The sequence below is a fragment of the Xanthobacter agilis genome (assembly GCF_021730435.1).
Lineage (GTDB): Bacteria > Pseudomonadota > Alphaproteobacteria > Rhizobiales > Xanthobacteraceae > Xanthobacter > Xanthobacter agilis.
In genome coordinates this window covers 23,583-39,181 of the sequence record NZ_JABWGX010000003.1, presented here as the reverse complement: position 1 = coordinate 39,181, position 15,599 = coordinate 23,583, and the positions used below count along the sequence as shown (strand labels likewise).

Here is a 15,599-nt window from a genome sequence, read left to right as displayed (position 1 = left end):
CGTCAGAAGACGGGAGGCACCATGCCCACCGGAAAGCCGCCCAGACGCAGGGTGCCGGACTTGAAGCCCACGGCGAAGCTCACGCCCTTGCGTCCTTCAACGGTGGCGGGCTTGCCCACCATGGCCAGCGCCCCCACCACCGGCGACAGCTCCGGCGGCACCACCCCGGCGCGGTCGAGCTGCTTCATCAGATCATTGAGCCCGGAGAAACCCAGGTCGAGGGCGCCGTTCAGCCGCCCCATGGGATCGAGCGACAGCTCCCCGCGCGCCGAGGCCGCGACCTGAGGGGTGGTGACGGTGAAACGATCGAGCCGCGCCACCCCGCCGGCCGCCGCCCAGGCCTTCAGCCGCTGGGTGAGCGGCATCGGCCGCAGATCCGCTGCCGCGGTCACGAGGCCCTGAAGCGTGACATCCACCGGTCCCGGACTGCCCGCCTCCGCCAACACCGCGCTTTCGCCGCCGCCGAGGCCCGCCGCATAGGCGAGCCCGTCGGGCCCCGACGTCCCGGGCACCCGACGCACATGGAATTCCAACAGACGCGCCGACAGCAGCGCCCGGCCGGACGGGTCCGCGGGCGCCTCCACCCGAGGATCATGCACCAGGAGCGAGAACCGCTGCGGCTGGCCGGTGAGATCCCCCACCCCGCTCATTTGCAGCAGGCTCCAAGTGGCCGCATAGGCGCGGCCGGTGGCGCGCTCCTCGACCCGCGCCGGCGGAACGAATTCCGCAACGATGTGGTTCGGGGCCCAGATCTGGGCCACCGCATGGGCCGCCACCGCCGTCACCCGCGTCGCGTCACCGCCGCGCGTTTCCAGGGTCGGGTCGGTGCAGACCAGCTCGAAGCGAAAGGGAAAGCCGGCGAGGTGCCGCTCGCCGCAATTCCAGATCCGGCCGAGCCGCGCCTCCCGGTCCACCCAGGCATCGATTTCCTGCTCGGCGCGGTTGGCCGCGAACACCCATAGGCCACTCCAGGCCACCGCCAGCAGCACCACGAGGGCCACCGGCAGAATGACGAGCCACGACTTCAGGCGCTTGGACGAGGCATCGGCGGGGGTCATGCGCGGTCTTTCCCTCGGCAGCGGGTCGGCGGCTGGACGAATCGGCCCCGCCGCGCTTGCGGCGGGCGCTCCGCGCTGTTAGGCGACGGCGCAGGGGATCTGTCAACGCCGAGAGCGTCCGCGTCGATCATGACTGAAAATCAAGGAGCAGCCCACGAGCGCTGGGTGTTCGCCTACGGTTCGCTGATGTGGAACCCCGGCTTCGCCTTCGCCGAGCGCTGCGAGGCCCGGCTGATCGGCGCCCACCGTTCGCTCTGCGTCTATTCCTTCCACCATCGCGGCACACCGGAGGCGCCGGGCCTGGTGCTGGGGCTCGAGCTCGGCGGGTCCTGTCGCGGCATCGCCTATCGGATCGAGCCCGAGCTGTGGAGCCAGACCCACGCCTATCTCACGGAGCGCGAACAGATTTCAGGCGTGTATCGCGAATGCGTGCGGCGGGTCCAGCTTGTGGACGGCAGCCGCCGCGCCGCCCCCGCTGTGGCCTATCTGGTGAATCGCGGTCATGCGCAATATGCGGGCGCGCTCACCCGCGAGGAACAGCTGGCCCTGGTGCGCCGATCCCACGGGAAATCCGGGCCGAACGCGGATTATGTGTGCGCCACGGTCAGCGCCCTCGGGGAGCTGGGACTTGCCGACGTCGATCTGGCCTGGATCGCGCACCAGCTGCGCCACGAGCCCGCACACGCCGTGAGGCCTCTTCGCCCCCACTCAGATCCAGGTGAATGACCAACGGGCGGACCCACCGCCCGATCGTCCGCCGCCCGGCTGGAGCGTTCTGCGCGCGCATGGGCGCGCAGGGCCCCTTGTTCCATTGCGCAGGCCCCGTTCTTCAGGCACGGGGATCGCCTTCGCGCACAAGCGCCCAAGACGGAGAACCACGGAGCCCGTCGACCGTGGACGGCGCCCCGGCGATGGGCACACGACTCAGGCCGCGTGGCGGCGTGCCACGGGGCAGCCGCGCACCACCATCGGAAGCCGCGCGCGCGGCTCTGCACCACACCCCACAGAACGATGGGTATTCAGCACGCGGCGCAAGCCGGGCGCGGCGTTCTCGCCGAGCACATGGATGTGAATTTCATCAGCGTCGAGCCGCTGCGCCATGCGCCGCGCCTCCTCTCCGCTCGGCCCCACCCACATGGCCATGGAGCCGGCGGGGGTGCGGCGGGCGACGATGGCGACGGCATCCGGATAGTCGGGCGCGGCATCGGCCGGGTACACCGAGAACACATGCCGCACGCCGTCTTCATCACGCCAGAAGCGGTAGCGCGCGCCGAGCGCGCCATGCTTCAAGCCAGAGAGGCAGCCGGCGTCGGTCAAGGGAATGAGGAGCGAATCAGTCGCGTTCATGGGAACGAAACTAGAACGCCGAAGAATCGCGATCAAGAGTTTTCCACAGAGGTGGACAACGGGGATGACCCATCGGCCGGGGGAAGACCCTGTTCCGCAAGCTCTTTAGGCGCCCGGTCGCCCAGTTCCTTCAGCCCGGCGGTGAGCAACCGGGCGCTCGCGGTCTCGATGTCGGACTCAAGGCGCGCCATGAATGCCGCGCGCCCGAGGCCGGGCGGGATCGGCGGCAGGATGTCCACGCGAATGGTGCCGGCGCGCTTGGTGAGGGCGCGGCGCGGCCAATACAGGCCCGAATTGAGCGCCACCGGCAGGCACGGCACACCCAGCGACCCATAGAGATGGGCGACACCGAACTTATAGTCCGGCGGCGCGCCCGGCGGGCAGCGCGTGCCTTCCGGGAAGATCAGCACCTGCCGGCCCGCCTCCACCTCGCCGCGGGCGAAGCGCGTCATGGCCTTCAGCGCCGCCATGCCGCCACTGCGGTCGACGGGTATCATCCGCGCCTTGGTCAGATGCCAGCCCAGCAGCGGGATCCGGATGAGCTCCCGCTTCAGGACGAAGGCGGGGTCCGAGAACAGGGGCAGCAGGGCCATGGTTTCCCACGCCGACTGGTGCTTCGAGGCGATCAGCAGCGGCCCGTCCGGGATGTTCTCCCGCCCTTGGATCTCCACCCGCGTGCCGCAGATGAGCCGCAGCAAAGCGCTGTTGGTGTTGGCCCAGGCCAGCACCGCATATTTCCAATGGCGGCGGCGCGGCAGCAGCAGCAGCGGCAGGAAAGCGAAAACATAGATCACGGTCACGACATAGAACGCGACCTGGAACACGAGCGAACGCAGCGCCGTCACCACCTGGAATGCTCCCTCGCCGCCGAACCGCTCACGGTGCGCGGCGCGCCTCGGCGGATGCGCGCAGCCGCGGCGCCTCGACTTCGGCCACCGCCTGGGCGGGGCGGATCTGCGCCTTCGCCATCATGTACTTCAAATATTCCTTGAAGAGCAGCTTCACCGTGGCCGGATCGCGCCACCAGCGCTCAGTCTCCATGCGCGAGGTCACCACCGGATAGGCCACCAGCTCCACATCGGGCAGGGAATGGTTCAATTCCACCAGCGCGCGCGGCATGTGCCAAGCCGAAGTGACCACCACCAGCGAGCGGAAGTTCTGGCTCCGCGTCCACTCCGCCGCCTCGATGGCGTTGCCGCGGGTGTTGAGCGCCTTGTGGCCGAGATCCACGCAGCAGGAAATGAGCGTCTCGCCATTGGGCAGGGTCCGCCGCAGCTCGCCCGGCGTCGTGATCGGATTGACGCCGGTGATGAGAAGGCGCCTGCCCCGCCCTTCCGCGAGGAGCGTGACCCCGTCGGCGATGCGCGAGGCACCGCCGGTGAGCACGACGATGGCGTCGGCGGCCTTCACCTGCACCGGTTCACGGGCGGCGATCTGGGTGAGGAAGGCCAGGAAGCCCGCCAGCACCGTCAGCACGCACAGCCCCGACAAAAGCACCACCCCCTTGACCAACCGGCGCAGCAGGGGTCGCCCGCGCGCCGGGCGGCCAGCCGAAATCTCCATGCGGGCCACCCCCTCCGGCCGTTCGGCGCGCTCCGCCCGCCGCGCGCGTCGCGGGGCGCGGGAGCCTGAGCGGGCCATCCGGGGCCGCAGGTCGGTCGTCGTGCTCATCTGTCAACCATGCGGGCGGAATGCGGCGACCCCGAGGAGGCTCCGCCATGGCCCGAAACGGCCGTGGATTTCACTGGATCATCCTCAAGGTTCGGTAAACTGTCACCCGCGACGTGAATGCGGTGGCAAAAGCCACCACCGCCACCGCGCAGCCGATGCCCACGAACCCCCAGATGCCGGGATTGAGCCAGGCGAGAAGGGTCGGATCCTCCGGATCCCCTACCGGAACAAAGCGCGGCAGCGCGACGATGGCCCCGAACACCGCCGCCGCGGCGCAGCCTCCGAGCAGCCCCCCCTGCGCCCCGATCTTCAGGAAATGGCGCTGGAACTGGGCCGCGATGAAGCCGTCGCGGGCCCCGACGAAATGCAGCACCTCCACCACCGCCCGATTGGTGGCCACTGCCGCGCGGGTGGCGAACACCACCGACAGCACGGTGGCGAGCCCCACCAGCCCCAGCAGCGCCACGCCCGTGACCATGACGCCTTCGGCCATGGCGCTGAGGCGATGCGACCACAGGCGATGATCGTCGAGGGTGGCGGTGGGAATGCGATCGCTCAGGGTGCGCCTGAGCTTGGCGAGGTCCACGGTCGTGGCGCCGTCGAGCTTCAGCACCACCACCCGCGGCACCGGCAGGTCGCCGAGGTCGAGCCCAGAGCCCAGCCACGGCTCCAGCAGCCGCCCCGTCTCCTGGGTCGAGAGAATGTGCGTGTCGGCGATGCCGGGGGTGGCGCGGGCGATCTCGGCGGCGAGCTGCACCTGCGCGTCGGTGGCCTTGGGCTCGCCGGCACGGATCTGGATGGTCATCTCCCGCGTCACGTCGCTGCGCCACTGGCTGGCGGTGGTGCGCACCGCGAATGCCGCGCCGATGGTGAGGGAGGCGAGGAAGGTCATGATCGCCACCACCGCCACCAGGGTGCTCCCGGCAATGGTGGCCCCGGGAACGATGGAGGTCTGCGGCCGCGGCCGCGCCGGCCGCCCGGCGTCGTCCGGCGCGCCGGCCCTGGGCGCGACCGCCTTGGGGGCGAGGGGGGCGGTGTCAGTCGTAGACATAGAGGCGACCGTCCGCGATCACGAGGCGCCGGGCATCATACTGGTCCATGAGCGCAATGTCGTGGGTGGCCAGCAGAACGGAAGTTCCGGTGCGGTTGAGCTCGATGAAGAGGCGCAGCAGACGGCGCGCCAGGGTGGGGTCCACATTGCCGGTAGGCTCGTCGGCGAGCAGGAACTCGGGTCGGCCGATGAGGGCGCGGGCGATGGCCGCGCGCTGCTTCTCGCCGCCGGAGAGCACCGGCGGCAGCACGTCCATGCGGTCGCCGAGACCGACCCAGCCGAGCAGTTCGGTGACCTCGGCGCGATAGCTGGCTTCTTCCTTGCCGAGCACGCGCAGCGGCAAAGCGACGTTCTCATAGGTGGTGAGGTGGTCGAGCAGCCGGAAATCCTGGAACACGATGCCAATGCGCCGGCGCAGCACCGCCACTTCGTCCGGGTCCAGCGAGGACACGTCGCGGCCGAACAGGGTGATGAGCCCCCGCGTCGGCTTCAGCTGCAAAAACAGCAGGCGCATCAAGGTGGTCTTGCCCGCGCCCGAGGGGCCGGTGAGGAACTGGAACGAATTGGGCGCGATGCCGAAGGAGACGTCCTTCAGCACTTCCGGCCCCATTCCGTATCTCAGACCGACATTCTCGAATCGGACCAGATGTTCCACCCTTCCCCCGAATCGTCCGCTGCGTTGATCCACCAACATAAACGATGCCGGCCGCCCCGCCCACCTCAGGCCGGAGGGAACCGGCGCTCTGGACGGCCGGCGCCATCCGGTCCATGCTCCCCTCAAGTTGTGCGAGGACCCATGCCGCTGCCGAATATCGCCGTTCTGTTCGACGAAAACCGCATCGCCGCCCGCGTTCAGAGCGTGGCACACGAGGTCGTGGCGGCGGAGCCTCACAATATGCTCGCCGTGGTGGTGATGAACGGGGCCTTCATGTTCTCCGCCGACCTGCTGCGCGCCCTGCACGCCTCCGGGCTGACGCCGGAAGTGGAGTTCATGCAGCTCTCATCCTACCGCGAGGCCACCGTCTCCTGCGGGCAGGTGGACATCCTCTCCGACGTGCGCTCAGACGTGCGCGGACGCGATGTGCTGCTGATCGACGACATTCTGGAATCCGGCCGCACCCTGGCCTTCGCCAAGGACCTCCTGATGGCGCGCGGCGCCCGACGGGTGCTGGTGTGCGTGCTGCTGGAAAAGCCCGGCAAGCGGGCGGTGCAGGTGCATCCCGATTTCGTGGGCTTCACCTGCCCCGACCTGTTCGTGGTGGGCTACGGCATGGACGTGGCCCACGCCTTCCGCCAGCTTCCCTACATCGGCCACATCGTCGGCCTCGCCTGAGCGCGTCCCGGCGGGACGCAAAAAGGAGGCCCGGCGACCGGACCTCCTGACCCAGGGCATGCATCCCGCGCCGGCAGGGCTCAGGGCTTCACCACCTCCGCCGTCGGACGCGGGGTGGCGTCGGTTTCCGCCGGCAGCACCGGCAGCACCACTTCCGGCACCTTGCCGGTGAGGGCGCCCAGGAAGGCCACGATCAGCTTCACATCGCCGTCGTTCAGCGCTTCCCCGAGCTGGGCATTGCCCATGATGGCCACCGCCTGGCCGAGGTCCCACACCTTGCCGGAGTGGAAATAGGGCCGGGTCACAGCCACATTGCGCAGAGGGGCGGCGCGAAAGACATATTCGTCGCCCGCGGTCTTGGTCACCGCGAAGCGGCCCTTGTCGTTGGGCGGCAGGATGTCGGCGCCGGGCTTCTCGACCACGCCGAACGGATAATAGCCGTGGCCACCCACGTTCACGCCCGAATGGCAGGCGGCGCAACCCTTGTCCATGAACAGGGCAAGGCCCTTCTTCTGGTCCGGCGTGAGCGCGTCGTCGTCGCCGTTCAGCCAGGTGTCGAAGGGGGCTGGGGTCAGAAGGGTCGCCTCATAGGCCTCGATGGCCTTGGCCATGTTGTCGAAGGTCACCGGATCCTTCTCGCCCGGAAAGGCAGTGGTGAAGGCCTCCACATAAGGCGGCATGCTCTTGAGCGTCTTCACCACATTGTCGGGCGTGTTGGCCATCTCGACGCCCGCCTGGATCGGCCCCTTGGCCTGGGCCTTGAGGTCCTCGGCGCGACCGTCCCAGAACTGGGCCTCGTTCAGCACCGAGTTGAACACGGTGGGCGCATTGCGCGGGCCGCGCTGCCAGCCGTGGCCGATGGAGGTTTCCAGATTGTCGTCGCCGCCGGTCGTAAGGTTGTGGCAGGAAGCGCAGCTGAACACGCCCGACGCCGACAGCCGCGGATCGAAGAACAGGTCCTTGCCCAGCTCGATCTTCTGGGGCGTGATCTTGTTACCTTTCACCGCCGGGATGGTGGAAGGCAGCGGCTTGAACACCTCGAGCGCCTGCTTGCGCAGGTCATCGGCCGCGGTCGCCGGCCCCACCAGGGCGCTTGCCATCAGTCCGGCGGACACAAGCGCCAGGGACACCCGCCGCATCAGCTTCCGTCTCATCGTCGCCTCCCCAAGTGATCGGTTCGCGGAGGCTAGCGAGAAGCGTTCGTGCGCCGCTTGATTTAGATCAATTCCAAACTGCGACGATTGCTTGCACCCGATCATCGGATAAAGAAGATATGGGAGTTAACCGCCTCCACGCGCACGATCCGGCGGATATTGGATGTCGCCGGCGCATGCATCCATCCATGGCGGGGATCATGATTTCAATATGATTATTTATCTATCACATGATGGCGTTCGATAGATTTCATTGAACACGCTCCGGCTGGACGCGGATCCAGCCGGAGCGATGCGAAGACGCCATCTTCAACCTGAGTTGCGCAGGCCCGCGGAGATGCCGTTGATGGAGAGCTGGATGCCGTGCAGAATTTCCTCCCGCGCAGCGTCCTCCGCCACGTCGGCCGCCGCCCCCTGCCCGCGGTGGAGCTTCAGGAACTCGATCTGCAGATGGTTGAGCGGGTCAAGATAAGGGAAGCGGGCGCGGATGGAGCGGTCGAGCGCGGGGTTGCCTTCCAATAGGCGCACCTGGTCCATGATGGCGTTGAGATGCTTGACCGTCAGCGCGTGCTCGGCCCGAATGCGGCCGAAGATCTCGGCGCGCAGGTGTGGGTCCGGCACCAGCTCCGCATAGCGCGAGGCCACCGCCAAGGAGCTCTTGGCCAGCACCATGTCCATGTTGGAAAGCTGGGTGCGGAAGAAGGGCCACTCGCGATACATGGCCGCCAGAAAAGCGAGGCCATAATCGGTGCGGCGTTGGGTGAAGGCCTCCACCGCGGTGCCGAAGCCGTACCATCCCGGCAGCATCAGCCGGCATTGAGCCCAGGAAAATACCCACGGAATGGCCCTGAGCGCGGTGATGGCCCGCGTCTTCGCCCGCGAGGCCGGGCGCGAGCCGATGTTCAAGGTGGCGATCTCGGAAATCACCGTGGACGACCAGAAATAATCCTCGAACCCCTCGGTCTCGTAGACCAGATGGCGATAGGCCCGGTACGCCTCATCGGAAATCTCCTCCATGGCGCTCAGGAATTCGGGCCGCGGCGCGTTTTCCTCCGGCTGGAGCAGGGAGGCCTCCAGCGTCGCCGCCACCAGGATCTCCAGATTGCGCCGGCCCACCTCCGGATGGGAATATTTGGAGGAAATGATCTCGCCCTGCTCGGTGATGCGGATCTGCCCGTTCACCGCCCCGCCCGGCTGGGCGAGGATGGCGTCGTAGCTCGGGCCGCCGCCGCGCCCCACCGAGCCGCCGCGCCCGTGGAACAGCCGCAGCCGCACGCCATGGGCGCGGAACACGTCCAGAAGGCCGATCTCCGCCTTGTACAATTCCCAGCCCGAGGTGACGAAGCCGCCGTCCTTGTTGCTGTCGGAATAGCCGAGCATCACCTCCTGCTCGCCGCCCCGGCTCGCCACCAGCCGGGCGTAGGCCGGCAAAGACAGGGCGCGGTCCATCACCGTGCCGCACGCCTTCAGGTCGTCGATGGTCTCGAACAGGGGAATGATGTTGACCGCGCTGGTGCCGTCGGCGGACACCAGCCCCACTTCCTTGAGCAGAACCGCCACTTCCAGCAGGTCGGACACGCTTTCGGCCTTGGAGATGATGGCATTGGGGATGACGAGCGGCCCCACGGCCCGGTGCGCCGCCGCCGCCTCGCGGAAGATGGCGAGTTCGGAACGCGTCTCTTCCGAATAGGGCACGAACGGCGAGGACAGCAGGCGCGCCGTGGACAGCTCCCGCACCAGGAGGTCCACCCGCGCATTCTCGTCCAGGGACGCATAGGCCGTGCCCGGCGCCACCTTCTCCAGGAGCTCGGCCACGGTGCGCTCGTGCACGTCGGAATTCTGCCGCAGGTCCACGCAGGCGAGATGGAAGCCGAAGCAGTCCACCGCCCGCCGCAACCGCCGCAACCGGCCCTGCGCCAGGACGCGCGACCTGTTGGCGCACAAGGACCGATGGATCACGTCGAGGTCGGCGCGCAGCGCCTCGGCGTCGGCATAGGGCTCCGCTTCGATCCCCCGGCCGTCGAGCTGACGGCGGGTGGCCTTCACCCGCGACGCGATGTGGGAGAGCACCAGCCGATAGGGCTCCTCCCGGTGGCTCGGCACCGGATCATCCGACCGCGCGGCGAGCGCCTCCAGCTCCGGCGAGATCGCGACCTGTCGGCTCGCCAGCGACAGTTCTCCGCCAAGCGCCGCCAGCTCGGCGGCGTAATGGGCGAAGATGCGCGAACGGTGCAGCCGCACCGTCTCGCGGAGCACATCGGCGGTGACGAAGGGGTTGCCGTCGCGATCCCCGCCGATCCAGCTCCCCATGCGCAGGAACGAGGGCAGGCTGACATCTGGCCCGTCCGTGTCCCGTGTCCCTTCCCCTGCCCCCTCCCCCGCGCCGAGTGCGTCCTCGATGGCGCAATAGAGCCGCGGCAACTGGTCGAGAAAGGTGTAATCGTAATAGGAGAGGCCGTTCGCCACCTCGTCCAGGACCGTGAGCTTGATGCGCCGCAGCAGCGGCGTTTGCCACAGGGTGAGCACGGCACGGCGCAGGGCCTCCTCGTCCTCCGCCTTTTCCTGCGGCGTCAGGGCCATGCGCTCGCCCCGGTCGAGCAGGCCGGCGATTTCCATCTCGCGATTCATGGTGCTTTTGCGCCGCACCTCGGTGGGATGGGCCGTCAACACCGGGCTGATCCGCGCGCCGCCGAAGAAGCCGATGAGGCGCGCCGTGTCGATGCCGGCCGCGTGCGCCAGGGCCAGGCTGCGCGCGAGGCTCCCCGGCGCCGGCGGCGCCCCGGAGATGGCGGCTTCGCGGCCGCGGCGGATGTGGTGCTGGTCCTCGGCGATATTGGCGAGGTGCGAAAAATAGGAAAAGGCGCGAATGATCTCCACCGCCCGCTCCGGCGACAACCGGGGCAGAAGCGCCTCCAGGTCCCGGCGGGCGGCCTCGTCGCCGGCGCGATGGAAACGGATGGAGGTCTGGCGGATGCGCTCGACCAGGTCGAACACGTCCTCGCCCTCCTGCACCCGCACCGTATCCCCCAGCAGGCGCCCGAGCAGGCGGATGTCCGCCTTCAGCGGCAGGTCGTCCAGCATCTCATCCTGGATCTCCTCATGCGCCACCTCACGGGCCACCTCATGGCTCGCCCGCTCCAGGCCGTCCGTTGCCGCGTCCACCGGCGTCACCTTGCAGCTCATGCCGCGCCCCATCTTCAGCCGAGCCCCTTCCGCGTGCCGTGGCGACGCGCGGAAGGCTCCGAACGTGTGGTGATGCGTCGCCGGGGCGAATCGAATCCGGCCTGCCCGGCGACGCGTGAGAGCCCCGTTGCAGTGTCCTGGAAATCGGGCGGCAGCGAAAGGGTGGCCGCGACCGCGGATCAGTCCGAGACCGCCGCCGGGGCGGCCCGCGCCGCCATCGCCTCCAGCGCGGCATAGGCCGTGCCGCGCAAAAACGCGAAGGACGCGGCAAAAAAATCCGCCAGCGCCTCGTGCCCATGATCGGTCAGACGCCCGGCGCCGGTGGTGCCGTCCCGCGTCATGAGACCGGTGCCCTGGGCATCCTTCAGCAGTTGCAGGACATGGGCCCGTGAGACATGGAACCGCCGCGCCAGCTCGGCGATGGACGGCATCTCCTCCCCGCCCTGCTCGGCGACGAACAGCGCCAGCAGGATCATCATGCCGCTGTCGCGATCGGCAATGTCGGCGATCGCCGGAGCCTGGTCCAGCACCCGGTGACCGGACCGGAAGGCTTCGCCCAGGCAGATCATGACATCGTTGAAGACCGCCCTATCGCCCAAAACCATCGCCAGTTCCTCCACCTTGGGGTCGAGGATCGCGATGGAGCGATATTGCAGCTGCCAACGGTGAATCTGCTGGGTCACCATGCGCGACGTGGGCTCCAGCGGCTTCGCGCGCCGGTCGCCCTCGCTCTCGGAAGGGGTCAGATATCCGCCCCACCGCAGCAGCGCCAGCATCGCCTTCGCCCGGCCCCGACTGCACACGCCGGTCTCCGCCGCCAGGGCCGCCATGCGGCTCACCGTAAGGCCTCCGCCCTCGGCTTCCGGCAGCGCATGCAGATACAGCGCGAAGAAGCCGAACAGCATGCGTCCGCGATCGTTCAGCACCCGATTCATCAAGCGGTTGCCACTGTAGAGATTGACCAGCGACGCCGCGCTCAACGCCATGGCCCGTGGGAAGGACGGATGTGTCCGGATCCAAGCCCGCGCCTCGGCACCTACAGCTTCAGCCAGCCACAGAGGCGCCGCCCGCCCCCCTGCTCCCGTCTCGTACGCTTCACTCACCATCGCCCCCGAAGGCCCGTCCCTGACCGCCTTGCCAAGTGAAATCTATCTGCTTTCGTTCCGCCACGGGAGGTATCTCCGGTGGCAATACGGTCAACTTTTGACATTGAGATCTGCCCGCGTCCGACGTAGCCCTTCTCGCGGACAGGCCCACCGTGAGGTATAATATGTCCCGTTTTGCCGCGATTCTTATGACGGCCGCCACGTTTGGCAGCATCGCCTTCGTGTCCCCGGCCTCTGCGGTGGTCTACTGCAAATCCGCTGGTGTTCCAAAGGGCTGCGTGGCGCGTCCGACGGCTCCTGCCGCCCGCGCCGCGGTCCATTGCACCCGCCCGGGCTACCCGGCCGGCTGTGTGGCGGGCGCCGGAGCGCCGGGAGTCGGCGTCACGCCGGGTGTTGGCGTCGGCGCGCCCGGTGCGGGCGTGAATGCCGGTGGTCCGGTCAACCGTGTCGGCGTGCGCTGAGACGACCCAAGACACGACCCACGACCGCCCCTTGCATCGCGTGGACGCTGATTCGCCCGAGGTACGCCCTTGCGGCCGGATCGACGTGTCACGCGATCGCCCCGAGGGTGTTGACACCTGCGCGCGCGGCGTCCCCCGCGTGGTAGAATCACGTCATGTCGCCGCGCCTTCGGCGCGCCCGTGTTCCCGTGTTGGAGATCCTGTCATGAAGAAGCTGCTCCTCGCCTGCGCCGCATTCGGTGTCATGACCGTGCCGGCCCTCGCCGATCAGGCCAGCGCCGACAAATGCGCCGCCGGCCTCGATGCCAACGGCCAGGCCATCTATGCGGCGGCCGCGCCCCAGGCGGCCGCCGCCTCCGACCTGCGCGGCCTGGTGACCAGCGTCACCAAGTCCCTGGTGAGCAACGGCACCGTGTCCATGGGCGACGCCCGTGGCGCGGCCGAAGCCGCCGGCTCCTGCCTCATGAAGCTGCGCTGATCGCCCGGCATTCACAAGCCGGCAGGATCCAAGGACCCATGAGCTTGCCTCATGGGTCCTTCGAGTCGTTATTCCGCAGGCCCTTGACCTGGGCCATTGCGCAGGCCTCACATCGGGCAAGACTCACCGGGGGCAAGGCTCACCGGAACCGGCGCCGAACCATCTTCGTATCGTCCCGGAATCGGTGGCGGGTCCGCAAGCCGGAGTGTTTTCCACGACCTCCGACGGGGCTTTTCATGAGGACAAGGACAGCGCCGGGTGCAACCGGCGGCGGAGAGCAGCGCCCGCCGCCGAGCGTCGGCCATCTCATGCCACCGCTGACACCTGACGTTCTGCTCGCGCGCCTTTCGGCCTACGGCATTCCGTCGGAAACTTTCTCCCACCCGCCGGTGCACACCGTGGCGGACGCAAGGCGTCTGCGCGGGGCCGTGCCCGGAGCGCAGACGAAGAATCTGTTCCTGCGCGATGCCAAGAAGACCTATTTTCTTGTCACCCTGGCCGCCGACGCGGACGTGAAACTCAAGCGCCTGCGAACCCCTTTGGGCGCGCGGGGCGCGCTGTCCTTCGCCTCGCCCGAAGCCTTGTTCAAGCGCCTGGGCGTGCTGCCGGGATCGGTAACCTTGCTGGCCCTCGCCAACGATCCCGAACACCGCGTCACCGTGGCCATCGACGCGGCGCTGCTGCGGGCCGACGCCATCGGCTGCCACCCGCTCACCAACACCCGCACCACCGTGCTGAGCCCCGACGCCCTGCGGACCTTCCTGGCCCTGACCGGACATGTGCCCGTGCTGCTGGACCTGGAGACGCTGCCGGCCGACGCCCCCGCCGAGGGTTGACGCCCGACCACCCGCGCGGCGAGACCACGAAACGGCATTCCCCAACGTAAAACCACGACGGAAAACGGGAGGACGGGAAGCCGGCGGATGGGCCGCTACCCGTACACATCCGGACAGCACCCGCGCCGGCCACCCGGCGCGGGCTTTTTGCCCTCAGTTGCCGCCGTCGAGCAGGCGGCGGGCGATGACCTGGGCCTGGATCTCCGCCGCGCCCTCGAAGATGTTGAGGATGCGCGCGTCGCACAGGATGCGCGACACCGGATATTCCAGCGCGAAGCCGTTGCCGCCATGGATCTGCAAGGCATTGTCCGCCGCCGCCCAGGCGACGCGGGCGCCGAGCAGCTTGGCCATGCCGGCCTCCAGATCGGTGCGGCGCCCCTCGTCCTTGGCGCGGGCGGCGAAATAGGTGATCTGGCGGGCGATCATGGTCTCCACCGCCATCATCACGATCTTGTCGGCCACGCGCGGGAAGGCGATGAGCGGCTTGCCGAACTGGATGCGCTCCTCGGCATATTTCAGCCCCACCTCCATCGCCGCCTGGGCCACGCCAACGGCGCGGGCGGCGGTCTGGATGCGGGCGCTCTCGAAGGTGGTCATGAGCTGCTTGAAGCCCTGCCCCTCCTCGCCGCCGAGCAGGTTCTGCGCCGGCACGGTGAAGCCGTCGAAGCCGATCTCGTATTCCTTCATGCCGCGATAGCCCAGCACCTCGATCTCGCCGCCGGTCATGCCCTCGGCCGGAAACGGGTTTTCGTCGGTGCCGCGCGGCTTCTCAGCCAGGAGGATGGACAAGCCCTTGTAGCCCGGCTCGCTGGGATTGGTGCGCACCAGCAGGGTCATGATGTCGGCGCGGACCGGATGGGTGATCCAGGTCTTGTTGCCCGACACCTTGTAGAGGTCGCCCTCGCGCACCGCGCGGGTGCGGAGCGAGGCGAGGTCGGACCCGGTGTTGGGCTCGGTGAACACCGCCGTGGGCAGGATCTCGCCGGAGGCGATCTTCGGCAGATACTGGCCTTTCTGCTCATCCGTCCCGCCGGCGAGAATCAGCTCGGCCGCGATCTCGGAGCGGGTGCCGAGCGAGCCGACGCCGATATAGCCGCGCGACAATTCCTCGGTGACCACGCACATGGCCTCCTTGGGCAGGCCGAGGCCGCCGAACTCCTCCGGAATGGTGAGGCCGAACACGCCCATCTCCGAAAGCTGGGCGATGATTTCGAGCGGGATGTAGTCATTCTTCAGGTGCCACTCGTGGGCATACGGGGCCACTTCCGCATCGACGAAGCGGTGCATCTCGGTGCGCATGGCCTCCAGCGTCTCGTCGAGGCCAGCCTCGCCGATGGTGCCGGTGGGATGGTCGCCACGGATGATGTCGGCCAGCGCCGCCCGCGAGGCTGCGGTGTTGCCGTGCGCGGCCAGGGTCGCGATCGCCGCTTCCGCCGCCAGGGCCTGGACGCTCTCCACCGGCACATACAGGTCGGTGAGACGCACGATCTCGCCCTGGCTCATGGGAATGCCGCCGAGGATCTGGGCGACGTATTCGCCAAGGCCGATCTGCACGATCAGCTTCTCGGTCGCCCCGAACTTGCCCATCTCGGTCAGCCGGTCGGCATAATGCACCAGCTCGCGCACCGAGAAGACATAGGTGGCGAACCAGGCGAGGCCATGGGTAGCGCGCTGCTCCTGCTCCAGCAAGGCGGAGGAGATCTTCGGGCCGTCGGTCACCCGCGCCCGCACGGCGGAGGTCGCTTCCGCCAACAGCTTTTCGAGGCGCGCCGTTGCGGCTCGGCCAAGGGCGACCGCGTCGATGGGGCTCTGATCGACCGGACGGAAAGCGGCGCTGGCGGACATGGACGATGATCTCCCTTTGTGCATCGCGAAAATGTATCTTGCTCGGGAACGCGTCCAAAGCAATGTCGGACTTGAG

14 protein-coding genes are annotated in these 15,599 nt (G+C 68.4%); 4 read left to right on the top strand and 10 right to left on the bottom strand.

The window, feature by feature from the left end; all coding sequences use genetic code 11:
• Positions 1-2: 2 nt before the first annotated feature.
• Positions 3-1,058 (bottom strand): DUF2125 domain-containing protein, encoded by a 1,056-nt coding sequence (locus HUW53_RS02525; protein ID WP_237344171.1) that lies wholly within the window; start codon positions 1,056-1,058, stop codon positions 3-5.
• A 129-nt stretch (positions 1,059-1,187) separates the two neighbouring features.
• On the opposite strand from HUW53_RS02525, the gene HUW53_RS02520 reads away from it, so the two are divergent.
• Positions 1,188-1,784 carry a gamma-glutamylcyclotransferase gene (locus HUW53_RS02520; protein WP_237344170.1) on the top strand — a complete coding sequence of 199 codons (597 nt, stop codon included), beginning with the start codon at positions 1,188-1,190 and terminating at the stop codon, positions 1,782-1,784.
• A gap of 198 nt (positions 1,785-1,982) precedes the next feature.
• Here the strand turns inward: HUW53_RS02520 and HUW53_RS02515 are convergent, their stop codons facing one another.
• The 5 genes from HUW53_RS02515 to ftsE all read right to left on the bottom strand — a co-directional run bounded on the left by HUW53_RS02515 (position 1,983) and on the right by ftsE (position 5,773).
• Entirely contained in the window at positions 1,983-2,441 is a 459-nt protein-coding gene (locus tag HUW53_RS02515) for a hypothetical protein (protein ID WP_237344169.1), read from the bottom strand.
• Positions 2,438-3,250, bottom strand: coding sequence for a lysophospholipid acyltransferase family protein (locus tag HUW53_RS02510; RefSeq protein WP_237344333.1), 813 nt, complete (start codon positions 3,248-3,250; stop codon positions 2,438-2,440). Before HUW53_RS02510 ends, HUW53_RS02515 begins: the two co-directional genes overlap by 4 nt.
• 31 nt (positions 3,251-3,281) lie before the next feature.
• Entirely contained in the window at positions 3,282-4,076 is a 795-nt protein-coding gene (locus HUW53_RS02505; RefSeq protein WP_237344168.1) for a YdcF family protein, read from the bottom strand.
• Between the two features lie 70 nt (positions 4,077-4,146).
• Positions 4,147-5,127 carry a cell division protein FtsX gene (locus tag HUW53_RS02500; RefSeq protein WP_237344167.1) on the bottom strand — a complete coding sequence of 327 codons (981 nt, stop codon included), beginning with the start codon at positions 5,125-5,127 and terminating at the stop codon, positions 4,147-4,149.
• On the bottom strand, positions 5,114-5,773 hold the full coding sequence (ftsE, locus tag HUW53_RS02495; protein WP_237344332.1) for a cell division ATP-binding protein FtsE: 660 nt from the start codon (positions 5,771-5,773) through the stop codon (positions 5,114-5,116). The genes HUW53_RS02500 and ftsE overlap by 14 nt, the downstream gene beginning before the upstream one ends.
• Positions 5,774-5,923: 150 nt before the next feature.
• Here ftsE and hpt point away from each other — a divergent pair, with 150 nt between their 5' ends.
• Positions 5,924-6,460, top strand: a complete 537-nt coding sequence (gene hpt / locus HUW53_RS02490) for a hypoxanthine phosphoribosyltransferase (protein ID WP_237344166.1) — start codon at positions 5,924-5,926, stop codon at positions 6,458-6,460.
• A gap of 80 nt (positions 6,461-6,540) precedes the next feature.
• On the opposite strand, the gene HUW53_RS02485 is transcribed toward hpt, so the two are convergent.
• The 3 genes from HUW53_RS02485 to HUW53_RS02475 form a co-directional block, all read right to left on the bottom strand.
• Positions 6,541-7,560, bottom strand: a complete 1,020-nt coding sequence (locus tag HUW53_RS02485) for a cytochrome-c peroxidase (RefSeq protein ID WP_237344331.1) — start codon at positions 7,558-7,560, stop codon at positions 6,541-6,543.
• A gap of 363 nt (positions 7,561-7,923) precedes the next feature.
• Positions 7,924-10,797, bottom strand: coding sequence for a phosphoenolpyruvate carboxylase (gene ppc / locus HUW53_RS02480; RefSeq protein ID WP_370877757.1), 2,874 nt, complete (start codon positions 10,795-10,797; stop codon positions 7,924-7,926).
• 179 nt (positions 10,798-10,976) lie between these two features.
• Positions 10,977-11,777: a hypothetical protein gene (locus tag HUW53_RS02475; RefSeq protein WP_237344165.1), complete on the bottom strand. Its 801-nt coding sequence runs from the start codon at positions 11,775-11,777 to the stop codon at positions 10,977-10,979.
• Positions 11,778-12,569: 792 nt separating this feature from the next.
• On the opposite strand from HUW53_RS02475, the gene HUW53_RS02465 reads away from it, so the two are divergent.
• On the top strand, positions 12,570-12,842 hold the full coding sequence (locus tag HUW53_RS02465; protein ID WP_237344164.1) for a hypothetical protein: 273 nt from the start codon (positions 12,570-12,572) through the stop codon (positions 12,840-12,842).
• Positions 12,843-13,078: 236 nt separating this feature from the next.
• Entirely contained in the window at positions 13,079-13,678 is a 600-nt protein-coding gene (locus HUW53_RS02460) for a prolyl-tRNA synthetase associated domain-containing protein (RefSeq protein ID WP_237344163.1), read from the top strand.
• 153 nt (positions 13,679-13,831) lie between these two features.
• Here HUW53_RS02460 and HUW53_RS02455 read toward each other — a convergent pair whose 3' ends face one another.
• Positions 13,832-15,523 carry an acyl-CoA dehydrogenase family protein gene (locus tag HUW53_RS02455; protein ID WP_237344162.1) on the bottom strand — a complete coding sequence of 564 codons (1,692 nt, stop codon included), beginning with the start codon at positions 15,521-15,523 and terminating at the stop codon, positions 13,832-13,834.
• Positions 15,524-15,599: the final 76 nt, after the last annotated feature.